The following is a 16,696-nucleotide window of genomic DNA, read 5'->3' as shown; positions in this document are numbered from 1 at the left end:
ATTTATCCTGCAAATATATTATATCAAAGGAGGAAATTAATGGCAATTAATGACAACATAAATAAAATTTTAAGAGATAGAAACATAAAAGCATGGAAATTAGCAAAAGAAATAAGAGTAGATTCAGGAAATTTATATGCAATTTTAAGAGGGAAAAATAAAAATCCAACGATAGATACATTGATAAAATTAGCTGATTATTTAGACCTTACATTAGACGAACTAGTTGGAAGATAGAAACTAAATACAGAATATTTTGAAAAGGAGTGAGAAAATTGAGTAATATATCTAACTTTAATTTAGATAAGCAAGAAGATAAAAGTTTTAATGACCTAGATAATATATCAACTTGTTTTTCAGAAAGTATTCGTAAAGTTGTAGAAATCAATTTAAACAACTATAAAAATAAAATCTCAAAGTACTTAAATGAAACTTCGAAAATAGAATTATTAGAACCAAAGGAGCTAACAATTGTTATAAGTAAAGGTTATCCAGATTATTTAATGTCTGTTGAAGAAGCAAGTAAGAGATTAAAGATAGATAAAGGGTTTGGATATGAGTTAATAAAAATGGGACTTTTAAAATCTGTTGATGTAGGAGCGACTAAAGTTTCTAGTTATGAATTAGATGATTTTATAACTAGAAATCAAGGAAAAAACATCAAAGAAATGCTTAGAGAAATGAAAGAAATTAGAGAGGGGGTGATTTAAATGACTCTAAGATGGTTTCTAAGATTTTGCAAAAAACACAAGAAAGTACCTACACTACGATTTTATGCAGAGTGTGTAGCTTATATGGAAGAATGTAAACAAAGAGGACTTGAACTTTAAGGGGGATTGAAGATGGAAGTAACTAAAAGATTTTTAGAATATAAGATACAGTCTCTAAATGAGAGGATAGAATTTAAAAAGTCAATTGGATATAAGTGTAGAGCAGATGAAAAAGAATTAGGAGCATATGAGGATATTTTGCTTATGCTAAATTCAGAAATTGAATCAATAGGGGGATTGGAAAATGAAAAGTAGACAAGAATTAATCAAGGAAATAGAAAAATACAGAAAATCACAATACTTAATATATTTGGATATAGTAAAAAGAGCATGGGCAGATAGAAGACTTACAACAGATGAGCAAGACAGAATTAAGCATGAAGCATATGCAGAGTACAAGAGAATAGAAAAAGATACAGAAGAAGCAGAAGAACTGCTAATGAGAGAAGAATTTGAAACAGATAGACCATTAAGTATTCAAATGTAGAAAAGAGCCTGTGACGAGGCTCAATTCAATAAAAAAACAAATTATATTTATTAGATTATACATCAAAATGGCAGTGTTATGCAAATAAAAAATTAGATTATATGTATATTAGAAAGTTTAGGTGATATTGTGAATGTTGTAAAAGGATGTAATAAACAATTCTATGTGATATTAAATAGTGCCTGTTTACAAGATAGTAATCTAAGTTGGCAAGCTAAAGGTCTTCATTTATATTTAATGACTAAGTCAGAAAATGAAAAAATATATCTAGAAGATTTAAAAAATAAAAGTAGCAATGGTAGAGATTCAACAGCAAATATTCTGAATGAACTCATAGAAAAAGGTTATGTAAGTAGAGAGATAAGAAGAGATACTTTAACAGGCAAAGTACTTGGAGGGTATGAGTACAAAATATATGAAGAGTCATTTGAAAATATTGAAAAGTAGGTGATATATTGAACTTTGATAACGAAACATATTTTCATATAAATTTTGAAGACCCTTTTACAAGGGTTCCAAATGCGATATTAGATAATAAAAATCTAACCTACTCAGCTATAGGTGTAGTTACACAAATGTTAAGATTTCAAAAATCAGGAAGTCACAAGATATATGCAAAATCATTAATTAGCTATAGAAAAGATAGCAAATCAAGGATAAGTAGTGCTTTAAATGAGCTAATGAATGAAGGATTTGTAATAAGAAGTAAAATAAGAAATGATAAAGGTCAAATAAAAGGATATAGATATGATATATTTGATATTCCTCAAATTAAAATAGAAGAAAAGGAAGATGTTAAAAGTCAACCGTGTTTCAATATACCGAATACGGTTAATTCCGAAATCGGAAAACCAGGGAGCGAAAAAACCGGCGACAGTAAAACTGAAATCCAGTTTTTAGGCAACATAAAAGAAAATAGTATAAAAGAAAATAATAATACTATTATTACTATTAATAAGGAACAAGAAGAAAGTGCTTATATAAAAAAATACTTTGAAAAATATATAGGTGTAATTACTCCAAACAACTTTTTAGAGTTACTAGGCTTTCTAGATGATGGTATGGAGGTTGATGTAATTATAAGAGCTATTGATGAAGCAACATCAAATGGAGTTAAAAATTATAGATATATAAAAACCATATTGAATAACTGGATAGAAGTAGGTATAAAGACTAATTTAGATTTAACAGAGTATCAGAATGAATACAAAAAGAAAAAAAGAAAAAGTAATAGTTTGGGAGGATTAAAAAATGACAAACAAGGAAAAAGAAATTCTCAAACAAAGAGTACAGAACTTGATTTTAACAGTAAAAACACAAGAATCAATGATAAAGAGCTTGAAAGAGCAAGACAGGCACTTAGAGACATTGGAGTTGAACCAAGATACTGAATATAAATGTTTAAAATGTAAGGATAGACTTTTCATAGAAACTGATGAAGGTTTTAAAGAATGTGAATGTAGGAAACTTAGGATAGCAGAAGATATTTTAAAAAATAGTGGAGTAAGTGAAGAATTTAGAAAATTAAAGTTTGATAATTTTAATTATCAAGTAGATTCTTTAGTAGCAAAAGCATTTACTAAAGCTATTGAGTATTCAAATTATTTTGAACAAATAAGAGAAATTAGAAGAAATTCAATTATGTTTATGGGACAAGTAGGAAGTGGTAAAACTCATCTATCACTAGCAATAGCTAATAGTCTAATGAATAGGTCTATAAGTGTTATTTATATGCCTTACAGAGATTCTATGACATTAATAAAGCAAAATATAATGGATGAAGAAGTTTATAGAAGAGAAGTTGGAAAGTATAAATCAGCTAAGGTATTATTAATTGATGATTTATATAAAGGCAATATAACAAATAGTGACATAAATATAATGTTTGAAATAGTTAATTATAGATATTTAAATAAAATGCCATTGATTGTATCAACAGAAAAAAATTTTGATGAGCTTATCGAAATAGATGAGGCTATTGGAAGTAGATTAATTGAAATGAGTAAAAATTATTTGATTGAATTAAAGGGCAAAAGATTGAATTATAGAATTTATGGGGGATAGAGATATGGATAAAAATGAAATATTGAAAGAATTAGTTAGAAAAGCTCGAAGTGGAGATGAATTAGCTTTTAATGATATACTAAATGTTCTTGATAAAGATATAAAAATTAATGCATCTATTTATGTGAAGTATTTAAAAGGTATTTTTGAAAAAGATGATTTAATAGCAGAAGCACAAGCAGAATTATGGAAAGCTACAATGAATTATAAAATTGAAATAGAACATGTAAATGCTTATTTTCAAAAAGTTATAAAAAATAACATGATTAAGTTAGTAAATAAAAGTAAAACAAAAAAGTTTGCAAATGAGATTTTAGTTTTAAATAAAAATGTAGATTCTAATGAATATACAGAACTTATAGAGTTTATACAAGATGAAGATTTATTGGTGGATGAAATCATAATTGAGAAAGAAATAGAAGCTGAGAAAAAATTACAAATGAAAATAGTGAAAAGAAAAATTAGATATATTCCTCAGCCACAAAAGGAAATTATAAGGATGTATCTAAAAGGATATAACACAGAAAAAATATCAAAAAAAATAAATAAATCTTATAACGCGATATATAGTGGTAAACATAGGGCAATACAAAATCTTAAAGAAAAGTGTCTACTAGAAATAAGTAAGCATAATATGACTATATAATACCTAGTATAAAATAAAATAGGATATACTAATATAGTATATTCTATTCAAAAATGATTATTTTGGAGGAATTAATATGATAACTGCGTTTAAAACAAAAGAAGAAAGAGAAAAAGAAGTATTGGAAAAAGCATTAAATTCTTTTTCTGGAATTCAAAAGGATAGAGCAAAGGTTTATCTTACTGAGAATACGGTTAATGATAGATTATTTTTAAGTAATTTATTAGTGAAATACAAGTTTGAAATAAGAGATAACTTAAAAGACATGGAAAGAATAAGAGATAAAAGAAGAGAATATAAATCGTATTTAAAGCAAGAACTTGGTAATAAGACTAAGATTAAAGAGTATATAAACTATTTAGAAGGTTTACTTGATAGTTGTGAATCTCTTATATGTGCCTATGGAAATGCTTTAATACCATTATTTGATAGTATAAATAAAGAATTTACTAAAAAAGAAATATGTCAATTGATTGGAGCTAATGAAAAGATATTAGATGAATACCATGAATTTATGAAAAAACATTCTAAAGAAGAAATGAGTAGAGATTTTAACTTTATATATGAATTAATCTTTGTTCATCATGGAGAATATAGATGGAGAAAAGGAAGATATAAAGATTTTGTTGATTGTCCAGATTGGGAAATGCCACTATTTAATGCTTTATGGAGCCATATGGATAATTTTATAGAAAATAATAAAAAAATACAAGAAAGTATGCATTCTGTATTTGATGAAGTATTTGGAGATACATCTTACTTTATGAATAGTGATGGTACAATGGAGAAATCAGTACAAGAAATAAATATAAAAGAATTAATAAGTAATTACAGAGATTATGGAAATAGCACTGTAGTATTTCAGTTGAAGAGAAAATCAATTATAGATATAACAGTAAATTACAAGCTCAAAAGACAAAGAGGCAATGTTGTAATCTATAAAGTCTTTGATAGTGAAGATAATGAGCTTGGAGAGGTACATAAGATTATATAAGCTTAATATGAAATTTAAAGATAGAAAAAGGAGTTGTTTAAGTGGATAAAGAAAGTATAAAAGAAATTGTAAGAGAATTAAGAAAAGAAGAAAGAGAAAAGAGAAAAAAAGGAGTCTTATATAATACTAGATTATTGATGAAGCATTATAATGATTTTAAAAGACATATAAACTCAGCAGTAAGTGAAGCTAAAGAAGTAGATTATTTAGAAGAAAATTTATCTGATTTTGAAGATGAAGAGTTATATATTTTAAGCATTAAAAAAAGTAAAACAAGAACTATTATTATGATAGCTCATATAGATTCAGCATTAAAAACTTTAAAGTTAAGACAAGAGAGATTACAATCATATGAAAAATATAGAGCATTGGAGCTTTACTATTTTGATGAAAAAACTTATGAAGAAATATCAGAAATATTAAACTGTGGAGTAGTTACATCAAGACGTTGGGTTAATGAGATGATAATAGAACTTGGTATATATTTATTTGGTGTAGATGGTCTAAAATCAATTGTTTGATAAATATATGATAAAAAGATGATATTTTAATGATATTTTAATCCTGTTATAATGGTAGTATGAAACAAGTGTATAATATATTCTCTTGAAAAAGACTAAGTTATCTCGACTTGGTCTTTTTTATATTATTTTGTAGTTGTCGAACGATTGTTGAAGGATATTGACCTTTGAAGTTGAATTTTATACTTTGGAGGGAGATGAGGAATTATGGATTCAGATAAAATTTTTTCAAAGGATAAACTGAAAGTTCACATGTTTTATATTATAGTTATATTAATATTAGCATTAGTGGTTGTTATAACAGATAGAGGATATGATAATAAAGACTTATCACAATGGATTGCTTTTGGGGCAACTTTATCTGGAATAATATTATCTGTTTTAGCAATTATATTAACCTTAATAGGAGAGACTAAATCAGATAACACTAAAGATAGTCTTTTAGATACATCCAAAAAACTGGAGGATATAGTTGATAACATTGAAAATGCTACTTTAAGATTAGAAGAAGCAAAAAATGAAAATGAAAAGATTAGAATGCTTTTTTCTGATAAGACGCTTAACATTTATGATGATAAGTACTCTGAAGAAAATGAAGATAAAATATTAAAAATAGATACTTATTATATTGAGATATTCAAGAATATTATTAAACATTTGAATCAAAAAAATGAAAATGACATAAATAAAATGCTAGAAAGAAGCATATATATTCTTTGTTACTGGCAGATGAATATATATAAATTTAATGTAAAAAAGTCAATAATTACAGATGAAATTTTAGAGGTATTGAATTTAGAAAGCAATTTTTTAATTGAAAAAGATGATTTAATGTTAGTTATGGTATCAGGAATGATTGTTGCATTTGCGCCAATTATTCGAATTACACAGGAAAACAAATTTAATAAATACATAGAAAAAGAAGTTAAAAATAAATATCCAAAAGAAAAAAATAAGATAGATAGAATTTTTAAATAAACTAAAGAACTCTAACCAGAGTTCTTTTTTTATTCTCAAAACGACAAACAAACGAGGTGGTGATGTGCAAGATGTCAAAGAAAAGGTAAAACAAGATTACCTAAAAGGTATGAAACAAAAGGAAATATCAGCAAAGTATGACATTAGTTTAAACACTTTAAAGTCATGGATAAAAAGATACAATTGGTCTAGTGAAAAAAAGAAAGGTGCACCTAAAAGTAAAAGGGGTGCACCCATAGGTAATAAAAATGCCACTGGACCTCCTGGAAATAAGAATGCTGAAAAGTTTGGTTTCTTCTCAAAATATTTGCCCAAAGAAACTCAAGAGCTAATACAAGAAATATCTATAAAAGATAAATTCGATATTCTTTGGGAACAGATAACCATTCAATATGCAGCAATAATAAGAGCACAAAAGATAATGTATGTAAAAGATAAAGAAGAAATGATTAAGGAACTCAAGAAACATGAAAGTACAGAAAATGGCGAGAGGATAGAGTATGAATTTCAATTTGCGTGGGATAGGCAAGCATCTTTTCTTAATGCACAGAGTAGGGCTATGAGTGAGTTAAGGAGTTTAATTAAGCAGTATGATGAAATGATTCATAAGGATTGGAATTTGGCTACAGAGGAGCAGAAAAATAGAGTTGAAAAGTTAAAATGTGAGGTTGATAACCTAAGTAAAGATGATACAGATAAAGAGATAACTGTAAAAGTTATGAAAGCGAGTAGAGAAAATGGAAAGTAAATTTATATCAAATGACCACTTTTATGATTTTATATTCAATTGGGATTACAAATTTTATTTTCTTGTTGGAGGATATGGAAGTTCAAAGAGTTATCATGTAGCAACTAAATTAATTATTAAGCTTCTTGAAGAAAAAAGAAAAGCTTTAGTGGTAAGAGAAGTATATGACACAATGAGAGATAGTTGTTTTTCTCTATTAGAAGAAGTTGCAGAAAGTATGGGTTTAGGAGATATATTATCATTTAAAACAAGCCCTATGAGAGTTATATTTCCAAATGGGAGTAAGATAATTTTTAAAGGCATGGATAATCCAGCCAAATTAAAATCAATAAATAGTGTATCTATAATATGGTTGGAAGAATGTTCAGAAGTCAAATACACTGGCTTTAAAGAACTCTTAGGACGTTTGAGACATCCTAGTCTATCTAATCATATAATTTGTTCAACTAATCCAATTGGCGAAGATAACTGGACCTATAAACATTTCTTTAGAGATGAAGAAAAAGACAGGTTTATATTAGATGATACTGTGTTATATAAAAATAGAATAGTAATAAAAAATAATACATATTATCATCATTCAGTTGCAGATGATAATTTTTTTCTGCCAAAAAGCTATATAGAGCAACTTGATGAAATGAAAGAATATGACTACGATTTATACAGAATAGCAAGAAAAGGAAGATTTGGTATAAATGGAACTAAGGTATTACCACAGTTTGAAGTTATGGAACATCAAGAAGTTATAAATAAAATATCTAATATACCACAAAGGTATTATAAAGTTGGATTCGATTTTGGATTTGAAAAATCATACAATGCACTTTTAAGATTAGCTATAGACCATGAAAACAAATATTTGTATATCTATTGGGAGTACTATAAGAATCAAACTACAGATGATGTGACTGTTAAAGATATTAAGGAATTTAAAGATACTCAAGAACTAATAAAAGCTGATGCTGCTGAACCTAAGACTATAAAATATTTTAGACAACAAGGTTTTAATATATTTGGTGCTAAGAAATACGCTGGAAGTAGACTACAAAATACTAAGAAGGTTAAGAGATTTAAAAAAATTTATTGTTCAAATGAGTGTAAACACACAATAAAAGAATTAAAGAACCTAACATATGCTACAGATAAAAATAGCAACCTAATATATGATGAATTTAATATAGACCCTCACACATTTAGTGCTATATGGTATGCACTTGACGGTTATGAGGTATCAGACATTAAAGAGCTAAAATATAGTAATGATATTTATAACAAAGGATTAGGACTGAAGAAAAATAATATACAAAATCAATATAATAAGAAAGGAGGAGTCATATTCTAGTGGATAGTGTAAAAAATACTTTGCTTGGTTTAACATCTGAACAAAAGAAAGAAATGAGAAAGATAAAAGAAGATTATTTTTTCTATAAAGGTGCAGTTAGCGAAGAAGATAAGTATAAACTTGATAAAACTTTATTAGGTCAAAGTTGGGTTGTAAATGATGATTTAGACTATGTTCCAACACAATTAATTGACAATAAAATAGAACAATTAATAAAAAAACAAGCAAGATTTTTTTTAGGAAAAGAGCCTAATTTGTTGTTTAAAGCTAGAGATAAAAAAGATAAAGAAGCTTGTGAGAATTTAAGAATTTTCATTGATGATATATTAGATGATAATAAATTTTGGAGCGAGACACTAAAAGCTTTTAGGATTGCAACAGTAACTAAAAGAGTATTATTAAGGATTGAAGCTAATAAAAATGAACCAATTAGTTTATATTACCACGATTCAAGCGACTTTAATTATGAAGTTGATATGAAAGGTAATCTAACTAAAGTTGTAGTGGTTAGATTTATAAGTAAAATAGATGATGATAATTTATACAATAGATATACTTATTATTTAGAAAATGATGTGTGTAAGTTTAAAATAGAACAGTTCAAAGAGAAAGATTTAAGTAATCCTATCAGTGTTGAAACATATAATACAATATTTACAAAAATACCATGCATATTATTTTTAAATGAAAGCGACCTAATAAATACAAGAGGTCAAAGTGACATAACACAGTTAAAAGAGCTTCAAAATCAGCTCAATAGAAGAGTTTCTGATTTCTCAGATGCTCTAAGATTTCAAATGTTTGGTCAAACAGCTATTATAGATGCTACTGAGGAAACTGTAAATAAAACAAAAATAGCTCCTAATGCACTGATGCCATTAAAAAGTAATGATGCAAGTGAAAATGGGAAACAGGCACAAGCAAAAAGGGTTGAAAGTTCATTCTCTAGTGCTGAACCAATTAATATGTTTTTAAAGAGACTTGAAGATAGTATGTCAGATAAATTGAGTATTCCAAAGCCTGAACAGCTTCTTAATATCCCTAGTGCTAAAGCTTTGAAGTATATTTATTATGATTTAATAGCTAGATGCTACGAGAAGTGGAACGATTGGGAACCAGGTATAAAATTATTGATTAATTTAATAATTGAAGCATGTGACAAACTTAATTGTTATGATAACTATGATAAAATTTGGACTAAACTAGACTATTTAATAGTTTTAGAAAAGAAATTCCCAATACCCGAAGACGAGGAAGACAACAAGCGTTTAGCAATGGAGGAAGTTAACAATAATGTTAGAAGTCATAGAAGTTACATAAAAGACTTTGGTAGTGATGATGATTATGAAACATCTTTTAATGAAATATTAGAAGATATTGAAAAAATACAATCAGTAGAGCAAGACCAGTTCAGAAAAGACGCAGATATAGAGATTGATAATATTGATGAAGAGTTAAATAATGAATCTAATAATAAAAATTCTAATAAGAATATTGAAGAATAACAAGGTATTAATATGAAAGACAACTCTTATACAAAAAAAGTTCTTGAATCTAGAAAAAAACTTTTATTATTAGATAAAAAAGTACAATTAGAGATATTAAATGTCTACAAAGATGCTAGTAAAACTATTTTAAGTGATATTGCTAAAAATAAAGCGTTAAATCTAAATACTAAATACTTAAAAAAGCTAAATAAATCAATCGAGAAGTACATTAACGAGTTAAATCAAAGATTAGTACCTATTACAGAAAAAAGTGTAATAGAAGCTTCTAATATATCTAAAGAATTACAAATGTATTACTATCAATCAATAGTTCCAAATACAGCTATGAACCTTGCATGTGATGCTATGTGTATAAAGACAACTACTAGTGTAGTGGAAAAACTAGTTACAGGTAACTTTTATAAAGATAAAAAGTCATTAGAGGGTAGGATTTGGGGTTATAGTAATAAAAATAGAAAAGATATTGATAGATTAATAAAAGCTAATGTTGCAAGAGGTGCTAATGCAAAAATTTTAGCAAAGAGCTTAGATAATTATGTTAATCCAACTAAAAGAACAGATGCTAAGACGTTAGAAATTGGAATGAATAAAAGTATATCTTATCAAGCTCAAAGACTTGCTAGAACCTCTATAACACATGCTTTTGTAGAAACAAGTGTTCAAAATGCGATAAATAATCCATTTTGCGTTGGTCTGCAATGGAACCTAAGTTCTCAACATTATATTAGACAAGTAAAATGGAGGGGCGAGGATGAATGTGACGAGTATGCAGGGCAAAATAGATATGGATTAGGTGAGGGAGTTTTCCCACCCGAAAAATATCCTATTCCACACCCTAATTGTTTATGTTATCCAGTTCAAGTAATTGTACCAATTAGTGAAGCTTCTAAAATGATGAATGATTGGGCAACTGGTGGAGATAATGATATTCTTGATAGTTGGTATAATGGAGCAGTACAGCAAAATAATAGTGTTCCACTTATTAAGAAACAAAGAAATAAAAAGAATAAAATAGCTACAAATAGTAAAGATGATAGAATTAAAAAGAACCTTACTAATTCAATTAAGAATAAGTCAAAGAAAGCACCTAAACAAGTTCAAAAATATATTAACAAGTATGTGCAACCAAGCAAAATACTAATTGATAATAGTCAAAAAATACCTTTTATTTATTATACTAAGGTTGATTTAGTTGGTATTAACCCAAATATTAAGGAATTTAAATCATATAATAAAGAAGCTGCTTTACTTCATGAGTTTGCACATAGAATTGATATAAAAGAAATTAAGAGCTATAATAATATTAAGTTCCAAAAAGCTATTGAAAATAGCTCTATATATGTTATGAAGAATATTGAGAACTTGCAAAGTATATATACTAATTCTAATGAGTTGTATAATAATGAATTTATTAGTGATATACTAGGAGCATTATCTAATAATGAATTTGAGGATTTATTAGCAACTCATAGCGAAAAATATTGGAGTAAAAACAGAAATAAAGAAAAAGAAATATTTGCTAATTTATTTACACTAAAGTATCAAAATAATAAAGAAATAAATAGTTTTATTAAAGAACATTTAAATGATTTGGATAAAATATTTAATGAATTGTTAGGAGGGATTTAGATTGCTTGAAGAAATGAGAAAAGATAAAAAATTGTTAGAGTTAAGACGATTATATAAAGAGAAATATGGTAAAAACGCACCTGGGTTTAACTATGATGAATACAATAGTTATGCTGAGTATAAAGAAAAGTTAAAGAAATTGATACAAAAATAAAGTAAGCACTTATTAATTAAATATTAATGAGTGCTTTTATTATGCTTAATTATAAGGAGGGCATGAAGTATGGATTTAGAAGAAGAAAGAATAAAATCAGTAGTAAGAGAATCTAAAGAAATAAATTGTTTACAAGGAAAATTAAATAATGAAAAGAAAGAAAAAAATGTTTTAAGGAAAGAGTTAGAGTTATATAAATTGAAATCTCTTTGTAATCCAGTAGTAGATTTTTTAAGAGAAAATTATAATTCTCATTATACATTGATAATAAGTGAAAATATAATAAAACTTGTTTCAGATGAAATATCAATACCTAATATGTTTGATTTAAATCTTGTAACAAATGAAGTAGTAAAAAATTTACAAAAATCATTAAAGGAGGGAATTGAATGTTAGAGTATTTTAAAAAGTTACTTGGAGATGAAGAAGGACAAAAAGTTTATGAAAAATTATCTAAAGATAAAGAAAATAAGCTTCTTTTAGATAATATTAAAAACTCTAAGTATGTTGAAAAGACAGAGTTAGAAAATGCTAATAAAGAGATTAAAGAGTATAAAAAGCAAATAGGGGATAGAGATAAGCAATTAAATGACTTGCAAGGCAAAGTTAAAGACAACAAAGAATTATCTGATGAAATTGAAAGTCTTAAAAATGCAAATAAAGAAATTAAAGAAAATGCAGAAAAAGAAATTGAGGTTTTAAAATTTAATACAGCTTTTGAAAGAGCTATTGAAAGTTATAATCCTAAAAATCCAAAAGCTTTAGCAGCCCTAATAAACAAAGAAAATGTTAAATTAATTGATGGTAATTTCATTGGCTTAGATGAACAAATAAAAGCTTATCAAGAAAGTGATAGTTATTTATTTAAAGATAAAGAAGATATAAAGATAAAAATAGATGGTAAACAACTTGATAACTTAGGTTCTACTACATCAAGTGAAGAAGGAAGCGAGAAAAAGAGTCTAGGCGAGAGATTAGCAGCTGAAAAAGCAGAAGCAAGTAAAGCTACAGAATCACTAGATAGCTTTTTTAAATAAATTATAAAGGAGGAATAAAAAAATGAGACAAAGCTCAAAAACAATTTCTGTAGGCAAAAAAGACATTAGAGATATAGCAGGAGAGCATTATATAAATTTAAATTTTAAGGTAAAAAAGACAGATGTACAAAGTAAGTTAGTTGATGGTGTATTACCAGCAGGTACTTTAGTAAATAGTAGTGGAATACCTGTAAATGATGCAACAACTTATGGAGTAGTATTTAATGAGGTTGACTTTAATGATTCAAAAGGAACAGAAATATTACCAGTGTTAGTACACGGCTTTCTTAATAAAACTAGATTAAAAGAATACACAAATGAAGAAATAACTGTCGAAGCTGAAAAAGCAGTAGCAGGAAGAATATTATTTATATAATGGGAGGATGAAAAGACTAATGGAATTAAAAAACTTTATAAATTCAAAGGAAATAGCTTTATATATTAAAAACTTACCACCAAGAGTAACTATTGATGAAGCTCTATTTCCAGTAACAAAGCAATTATCTACAGAGATAGAAATAGCAAAAGGTAGTAAGAAAAATCCAGTTGCATTAAGAATGAGTACATTTAATTCAGCAGCAAAAGTAAGAGCATTAAAAGCAGATGTATCTATAAAGAAAAAAGAAATGCCATTCTTTAAAGAAGCTGTTGGAATTGATGAAAATGACAGAAGACAATTAACTATATATCAAGATGCTAACAATCAAAATCTAGTAGAATTTCTGACAAAAACAGTTTTTGAAAATTATGCAAATCTAGTTGATGGAGCAGGAGTTCAAATGACAAGAATGAGAGCTCAATTGATGCAAAAAGGTGAAATAGAGTTGATTACAAAAGATGGAGATGTTGTTGTTGATTATGATATACCAGCTAACCATAAAGAAGCTTTAACAGGAAGTGCAATGTGGAGCGACCCTAAAGCTGATATAGTGGGAGACATAAAAAGATGGCAAAAAGTATTTGTAGATGAAGGCTTAGAAAAACCAACAAGAATGTTATTAACTGAAAAGACCTTTATATATATAACTCAAAATGAAGCTATAACAAAAGATTTGAAAACTAGAAACTTTGGAGATATTATAATTACTGATGAAGATTATATTTCATTTTTAAAGAAAAAGTTAGATTTAGAAGTAGCAATTCTAAATGGAACTTTCTTGAATGAAGAAGAAATTTCAATGAATTATTATGAAGACAATCTTGTGTCTTTGATTCCAAAAGGTACATTAGGAAAAACCATATTTGGAACTACTCCTGAAGAATTTGACAGTCAATATGGTAGTGGTAAGTTAGATACACAAGTTGTAAAAACTGGCATAGCAATTACAACTATGGTTAAGGAAGACCCTGTTGCAATAGATACAAAAGTTTCTATGGTAGGAATACCAAGTTTTGAAAGAGCAGATGATTGCTTCTTTGCTACAGTAGCATCTTAAAAAAGGAGGATATTATGGCTAAAAAGAAAGATAATTTAATGCAAGTAAAAGCTTTGGTATATCTAAAGTATGATAATGAATGCTATAAAATAGGTGATGTATTTGAGATTAGAAAAGCAGACCAAGAATCTATGGAAGAAAAAGGATATATAGAAGTAATAGGAGAAGCTGAGGAAAAGAATAATAATGAGATTCTCAACAAAGATGGTGAGTAGACATGGCTATTAACAATTTAGATAAATTAAAACTCAATTTGCAAGAAGAAGAGTATCCTTATTTTACAGATGAACAATTACAGTTACTTCTTGAATCTAATGATAATAATATCCTAAAAGCTTCATGGAGAGGTTGTTTATTAAAAGGTGCTACAGATGATGAAATAAAAATAGGTCCTATCGAAACTAAGTCTAGCAACAGTTCGTATTGGTTAACTCTAGCAGATATATATAAAACTGACTATTTAGAAGAAAAATCAAAGAATGAAACAACTATTACAGGATATAAGACATCTATGATAAGAGCTGATGGCCAATGAGAAAATTAAGAGCTGATAAGATAATAAAAACTATTAATCGAGGGATAGCTTTAAATCCTCAAACAATAACTATAGAGCAGGAAATTAAACAAATAGTGGATGGAGCTATTGAGATTACAAATGAAATAAAAGAACTAACAGTAGTTATATATCCCGAAAAAACTAATGATACAGTAATAAATAGTGAAACTATTGGTACAGCTTATAAAAATAAAAATTTTGGTATGGTTGCAGATAGAGAAGCTAGTTTAAGATTAAATACTGAAAGTGATATAACTTTTAAATGTATTGAAGGCACTATGAAACTAAACTATGTAAATCCTATTGTAGTTGAGGAACAGGTTTGTGGTTATATATGTGGTCTTGAAAAGCTAGATTAGAGGTGATTTATTATGAGTGTGTTTACTAAGGCTATAAATGAAATTGATAGGAAGAAGTCTACAATGCCACTTTTGTGTATGAATATAGCTTTTATGTTAGAAGGAGAAGCTAAGAGTAGTGCAAAATGGACTGATAGGACAGGGAATGCAAGACAAGGTATAACAGGAACTAGTCTAGGTGGAGGAAATCAATACATTGTTAGATTAGGGCATGGAGTTGACTATGGAACTGTTTTAGAGGAAGGTTCAGCACCTCATGTTATAAAACCAAGAAGTGCAAAAGCTTTGTTTTGGAATGGAGCTTCACATCCTGTTATGAAGGTCCAACATCCTGGAACTAAAGGCACACATTCTTTAAAAACTACGGTCAGCAGGAATATGCCTAAGATAGGTAAATTAATAGAAGGGCATTGGAGTAAATAATATGAGAGCAGGAATAAGAAAAACCTTAATTGATAATATACCAAGGCTTAAAGATTGTTATGAACCAACTGTACCTAATAAAAAGACTATAAAACCATATGCTGTAATTGTTCAAGGCGAAGATTCTGACAGCGAGGGCGAGGTTATAGGTTTTAGAAGAAACATAAATATTTGGTTATATGAGAAAAGAACCACATTTAATAAATTAGATGAACTTACAAAAGAAGTTATAGAAATATTAGATTTTAAAACTATAACAGATGATACTACCAACGAGGTATTTACATGTATTTATGAAGGTGCAGTTGGTCAAGATGTCATAGATGAAGAATGGGAAGCTATAATAAGATGTCTAAGGTTTAGTGTAATAGCTTTAGATGATAAAGAAGATATAACTAGTGATAGATGGGTTGAAGCTTTATCTAAGTACACAAAAGATTTATTAGAAATCGAGAGTTACAAGGATAATTGGAAGAAAAACTTTATAGCTCCATGTGCATTATGGCGAACTACAAATATTGAAAATAAAAGGATTAACTATCGTCTGATTGAGATTACTAAAACTATGAAATGTCATGTTGTAAGTAAAAATAAAGATGAAATAGTTAAGCTTCTTGAAGAATTGGAGACTAAGTTAATAATAGATAAGAGAGTAAGACTTAGAGAAGATAAGAATATGTACTTAACTCTTGTTAGTGTAGTTGAAGATAGAGAATCAGACATGTTTACCACAGGACAATTAACTGTAGTATTTAAAATGATAGGTAAGATAAAAAGAGAAGGACCTATTATGAATGAAATTTATAGTAATGGAAACTTAAGATAGGAGGTGCAAGGGTTGGCTGAAACAAATAATAAAAAGATTAATGTGAGTAAGCAGGAAGAAAAATATTTGAAAAATGATTTCTTAAAAAATAGTGAAGCACTTGGCTACAAGAAAGAAGTAGTTGCAGGTGCTTTATTTAATTGTAAGAAAGAAGAACTTACAAAATCAGAGTTTGAGAAAGCAATAAAAGAGTTTTTAGAAAGAGAGGTGAAATAGTA

At 27.6% G+C, this 16,696-nt stretch carries 26 protein-coding genes; all 26 read left to right on the top strand.

Features of this window, described 5'->3' with window-relative positions:
• Window positions 1-39 precede the first annotated feature (39 nt).
• Complete coding sequence (locus Q3223_RS18550; protein ID WP_407812365.1) at window positions 40-237, top strand: helix-turn-helix domain-containing protein; 198 nt, start codon at window positions 40-42, stop codon at window positions 235-237.
• 29 nt (window positions 238-266) lie between these two features.
• On the top strand, window positions 267-710 hold the full coding sequence (locus Q3223_RS18545; RefSeq protein ID WP_407812364.1) for a helix-turn-helix domain-containing protein: 444 nt from the start codon (window positions 267-269) through the stop codon (window positions 708-710).
• 132 nt (window positions 711-842) lie between these two features.
• Window positions 843-1,025 carry a hypothetical protein gene (locus Q3223_RS18540; RefSeq protein ID WP_407812363.1) on the top strand — a complete coding sequence of 61 codons (183 nt, stop codon included), beginning with the start codon at window positions 843-845 and terminating at the stop codon, window positions 1,023-1,025.
• Entirely contained in the window at window positions 1,015-1,257 is a 243-nt protein-coding gene (locus tag Q3223_RS18535; RefSeq protein ID WP_243192875.1) for a hypothetical protein, read from the top strand. Before Q3223_RS18540 ends, Q3223_RS18535 begins: the two co-directional genes overlap by 11 nt.
• Before the next feature lie 129 nt (window positions 1,258-1,386).
• Window positions 1,387-1,704 carry a hypothetical protein gene (locus Q3223_RS18530; protein ID WP_407812362.1) on the top strand — a complete coding sequence of 106 codons (318 nt, stop codon included), beginning with the start codon at window positions 1,387-1,389 and terminating at the stop codon, window positions 1,702-1,704.
• A gap of 8 nt (window positions 1,705-1,712) precedes the next feature.
• Complete coding sequence (locus tag Q3223_RS18525) at window positions 1,713-2,648, top strand: DnaD domain protein (protein ID WP_243192878.1); 936 nt, start codon at window positions 1,713-1,715, stop codon at window positions 2,646-2,648.
• Window positions 2,584-3,321, top strand: a complete 738-nt coding sequence (locus Q3223_RS18520) for an ATP-binding protein (RefSeq protein ID WP_243192976.1) — start codon at window positions 2,584-2,586, stop codon at window positions 3,319-3,321. Before Q3223_RS18525 ends, Q3223_RS18520 begins: the two co-directional genes overlap by 65 nt.
• A gap of 4 nt (window positions 3,322-3,325) precedes the next feature.
• Entirely contained in the window at window positions 3,326-3,967 is a 642-nt protein-coding gene (locus Q3223_RS18515) for a sigma-70 family RNA polymerase sigma factor (RefSeq protein WP_407812361.1), read from the top strand.
• 76 nt (window positions 3,968-4,043) lie between these two features.
• Complete coding sequence (locus tag Q3223_RS18510) at window positions 4,044-4,961, top strand: hypothetical protein (protein ID WP_407812360.1); 918 nt, start codon at window positions 4,044-4,046, stop codon at window positions 4,959-4,961.
• Window positions 4,962-5,002: 41 nt separating this feature from the next.
• Entirely contained in the window at window positions 5,003-5,482 is a 480-nt protein-coding gene (locus Q3223_RS18505; RefSeq protein ID WP_407812359.1) for a hypothetical protein, read from the top strand.
• Between the two features lie 207 nt (window positions 5,483-5,689).
• Window positions 5,690-6,460, top strand: a complete 771-nt coding sequence (locus tag Q3223_RS18500) for a hypothetical protein (protein ID WP_407812358.1) — start codon at window positions 5,690-5,692, stop codon at window positions 6,458-6,460.
• Window positions 6,461-6,524: 64 nt separating this feature from the next.
• A complete protein-coding gene (terS, locus tag Q3223_RS18495; protein WP_407812357.1) occupies window positions 6,525-7,208 on the top strand; it encodes a phage terminase small subunit in 684 nt (227 codons plus the stop codon).
• Complete coding sequence (locus tag Q3223_RS18490; protein WP_407812356.1) at window positions 7,198-8,550, top strand: PBSX family phage terminase large subunit; 1,353 nt, start codon at window positions 7,198-7,200, stop codon at window positions 8,548-8,550. The genes terS and Q3223_RS18490 overlap by 11 nt, the downstream gene beginning before the upstream one ends.
• Window positions 8,550-10,055 (top strand): phage portal protein, encoded by a 1,506-nt coding sequence (locus tag Q3223_RS18485; RefSeq protein WP_407812355.1) that lies wholly within the window; start codon window positions 8,550-8,552, stop codon window positions 10,053-10,055. The genes Q3223_RS18490 and Q3223_RS18485 overlap by 1 nt, the downstream gene beginning before the upstream one ends.
• 12 nt (window positions 10,056-10,067) lie before the next feature.
• Entirely contained in the window at window positions 10,068-11,687 is a 1,620-nt protein-coding gene (locus Q3223_RS18480; RefSeq protein WP_332850905.1) for a hypothetical protein, read from the top strand.
• Between the two features lies 1 nt (window position 11,688).
• Window positions 11,689-11,841, top strand: coding sequence for a hypothetical protein (locus Q3223_RS18475; protein WP_332850906.1), 153 nt, complete (start codon window positions 11,689-11,691; stop codon window positions 11,839-11,841).
• Between the two features lie 69 nt (window positions 11,842-11,910).
• Window positions 11,911-12,237 (top strand): hypothetical protein, encoded by a 327-nt coding sequence (locus tag Q3223_RS18470; protein WP_223195774.1) that lies wholly within the window; start codon window positions 11,911-11,913, stop codon window positions 12,235-12,237.
• A complete protein-coding gene (locus tag Q3223_RS18465) occupies window positions 12,231-12,878 on the top strand; it encodes a phage scaffolding protein (protein WP_407812354.1) in 648 nt (215 codons plus the stop codon). Before Q3223_RS18470 ends, Q3223_RS18465 begins: the two co-directional genes overlap by 7 nt.
• 22 nt (window positions 12,879-12,900) lie before the next feature.
• Complete coding sequence (locus Q3223_RS18460) at window positions 12,901-13,254, top strand: hypothetical protein (protein ID WP_223195772.1); 354 nt, start codon at window positions 12,901-12,903, stop codon at window positions 13,252-13,254.
• A 7-nt stretch (window positions 13,255-13,261) separates the two neighbouring features.
• Complete coding sequence (locus Q3223_RS18455) at window positions 13,262-14,314, top strand: major capsid protein (protein WP_223195771.1); 1,053 nt, start codon at window positions 13,262-13,264, stop codon at window positions 14,312-14,314.
• A gap of 14 nt (window positions 14,315-14,328) precedes the next feature.
• On the top strand, window positions 14,329-14,529 hold the full coding sequence (locus tag Q3223_RS18450; protein ID WP_054270867.1) for a hypothetical protein: 201 nt from the start codon (window positions 14,329-14,331) through the stop codon (window positions 14,527-14,529).
• 2 nt (window positions 14,530-14,531) lie between these two features.
• On the top strand, window positions 14,532-14,849 hold the full coding sequence (locus Q3223_RS18445; protein ID WP_407812353.1) for a hypothetical protein: 318 nt from the start codon (window positions 14,532-14,534) through the stop codon (window positions 14,847-14,849).
• Window positions 14,846-15,229, top strand: a complete 384-nt coding sequence (locus tag Q3223_RS18440) for a hypothetical protein (RefSeq protein ID WP_223195768.1) — start codon at window positions 14,846-14,848, stop codon at window positions 15,227-15,229. Before Q3223_RS18445 ends, Q3223_RS18440 begins: the two co-directional genes overlap by 4 nt.
• Before the next feature lie 12 nt (window positions 15,230-15,241).
• Window positions 15,242-15,652 (top strand): hypothetical protein, encoded by a 411-nt coding sequence (locus Q3223_RS18435; protein WP_231300610.1) that lies wholly within the window; start codon window positions 15,242-15,244, stop codon window positions 15,650-15,652.
• A 1-nt stretch (window position 15,653) separates the two neighbouring features.
• Window positions 15,654-16,478 carry a hypothetical protein gene (locus Q3223_RS18430; protein ID WP_407812352.1) on the top strand — a complete coding sequence of 275 codons (825 nt, stop codon included), beginning with the start codon at window positions 15,654-15,656 and terminating at the stop codon, window positions 16,476-16,478.
• Window positions 16,479-16,490: 12 nt separating this feature from the next.
• Window positions 16,491-16,694: a hypothetical protein gene (locus Q3223_RS18425; protein ID WP_227841810.1), complete on the top strand. Its 204-nt coding sequence runs from the start codon at window positions 16,491-16,493 to the stop codon at window positions 16,692-16,694.
• Window positions 16,695-16,696: the final 2 nt, after the last annotated feature.

Origin of the sequence: Clostridioides sp. GD02367 (assembly GCF_045900275.1) — a bacterium.
GTDB lineage: Bacteria > Bacillota > Clostridia > Peptostreptococcales > Peptostreptococcaceae > Clostridioides > Clostridioides difficile_A.
Note: the sequence above shows the minus strand (reverse complement) of the source record. Positions and strands in the feature narration are given on the sequence as shown.

Bases quoted from the DNA above. Each gene is read 5' to 3' on its own strand.
- Q3223_RS18520 (WP_243192976.1), top strand. From the start codon at position 2,584: ATGATAAAGAGCTTGAAAGAGCAAGACAGGCACTTAGAGACATTGGAG.
- Q3223_RS18510 (WP_407812360.1), top strand. From the start codon at position 4,044: ATGATAACTGCGTTTAAAACAAAAGAAGAAAGAGAAAAAGAAGTATTG.
- Q3223_RS18550 (WP_407812365.1), top strand. From the start codon at position 40: ATGGCAATTAATGACAACATAAATAAAATTTTAAGAGATAGAAACATA.
- Q3223_RS18435 (WP_231300610.1), top strand. From the start codon at position 15,242: ATGAGTGTGTTTACTAAGGCTATAAATGAAATTGATAGGAAGAAGTCT.
- Q3223_RS18460 (WP_223195772.1), top strand. From the start codon at position 12,901: ATGAGACAAAGCTCAAAAACAATTTCTGTAGGCAAAAAAGACATTAGA.
- Q3223_RS18490 (WP_407812356.1), top strand. From the start codon at position 7,198: ATGGAAAGTAAATTTATATCAAATGACCACTTTTATGATTTTATATTC.
- Q3223_RS18500 (WP_407812358.1), top strand. From the start codon at position 5,690: ATGGATTCAGATAAAATTTTTTCAAAGGATAAACTGAAAGTTCACATG.
- Q3223_RS18540 (WP_407812363.1), top strand. From the start codon at position 843: ATGGAAGTAACTAAAAGATTTTTAGAATATAAGATACAGTCTCTAAAT.
- Q3223_RS18440 (WP_223195768.1), top strand. From the start codon at position 14,846: ATGAGAAAATTAAGAGCTGATAAGATAATAAAAACTATTAATCGAGGG.
- Q3223_RS18535 (WP_243192875.1), top strand. From the start codon at position 1,015: ATGAAAAGTAGACAAGAATTAATCAAGGAAATAGAAAAATACAGAAAA.
- Q3223_RS18465 (WP_407812354.1), top strand. From the start codon at position 12,231: ATGTTAGAGTATTTTAAAAAGTTACTTGGAGATGAAGAAGGACAAAAA.
- Q3223_RS18515 (WP_407812361.1), top strand. From the start codon at position 3,326: ATGGATAAAAATGAAATATTGAAAGAATTAGTTAGAAAAGCTCGAAGT.
- Q3223_RS18450 (WP_054270867.1), top strand. From the start codon at position 14,329: ATGGCTAAAAAGAAAGATAATTTAATGCAAGTAAAAGCTTTGGTATAT.
- Q3223_RS18445 (WP_407812353.1), top strand. From the start codon at position 14,532: ATGGCTATTAACAATTTAGATAAATTAAAACTCAATTTGCAAGAAGAA.
- Q3223_RS18455 (WP_223195771.1), top strand. From the start codon at position 13,262: ATGAAAAGACTAATGGAATTAAAAAACTTTATAAATTCAAAGGAAATA.
- Q3223_RS18470 (WP_223195774.1), top strand. From the start codon at position 11,911: ATGGATTTAGAAGAAGAAAGAATAAAATCAGTAGTAAGAGAATCTAAA.
- Q3223_RS18430 (WP_407812352.1), top strand. From the start codon at position 15,654: ATGAGAGCAGGAATAAGAAAAACCTTAATTGATAATATACCAAGGCTT.
- Q3223_RS18480 (WP_332850905.1), top strand. From the start codon at position 10,068: ATGAAAGACAACTCTTATACAAAAAAAGTTCTTGAATCTAGAAAAAAA.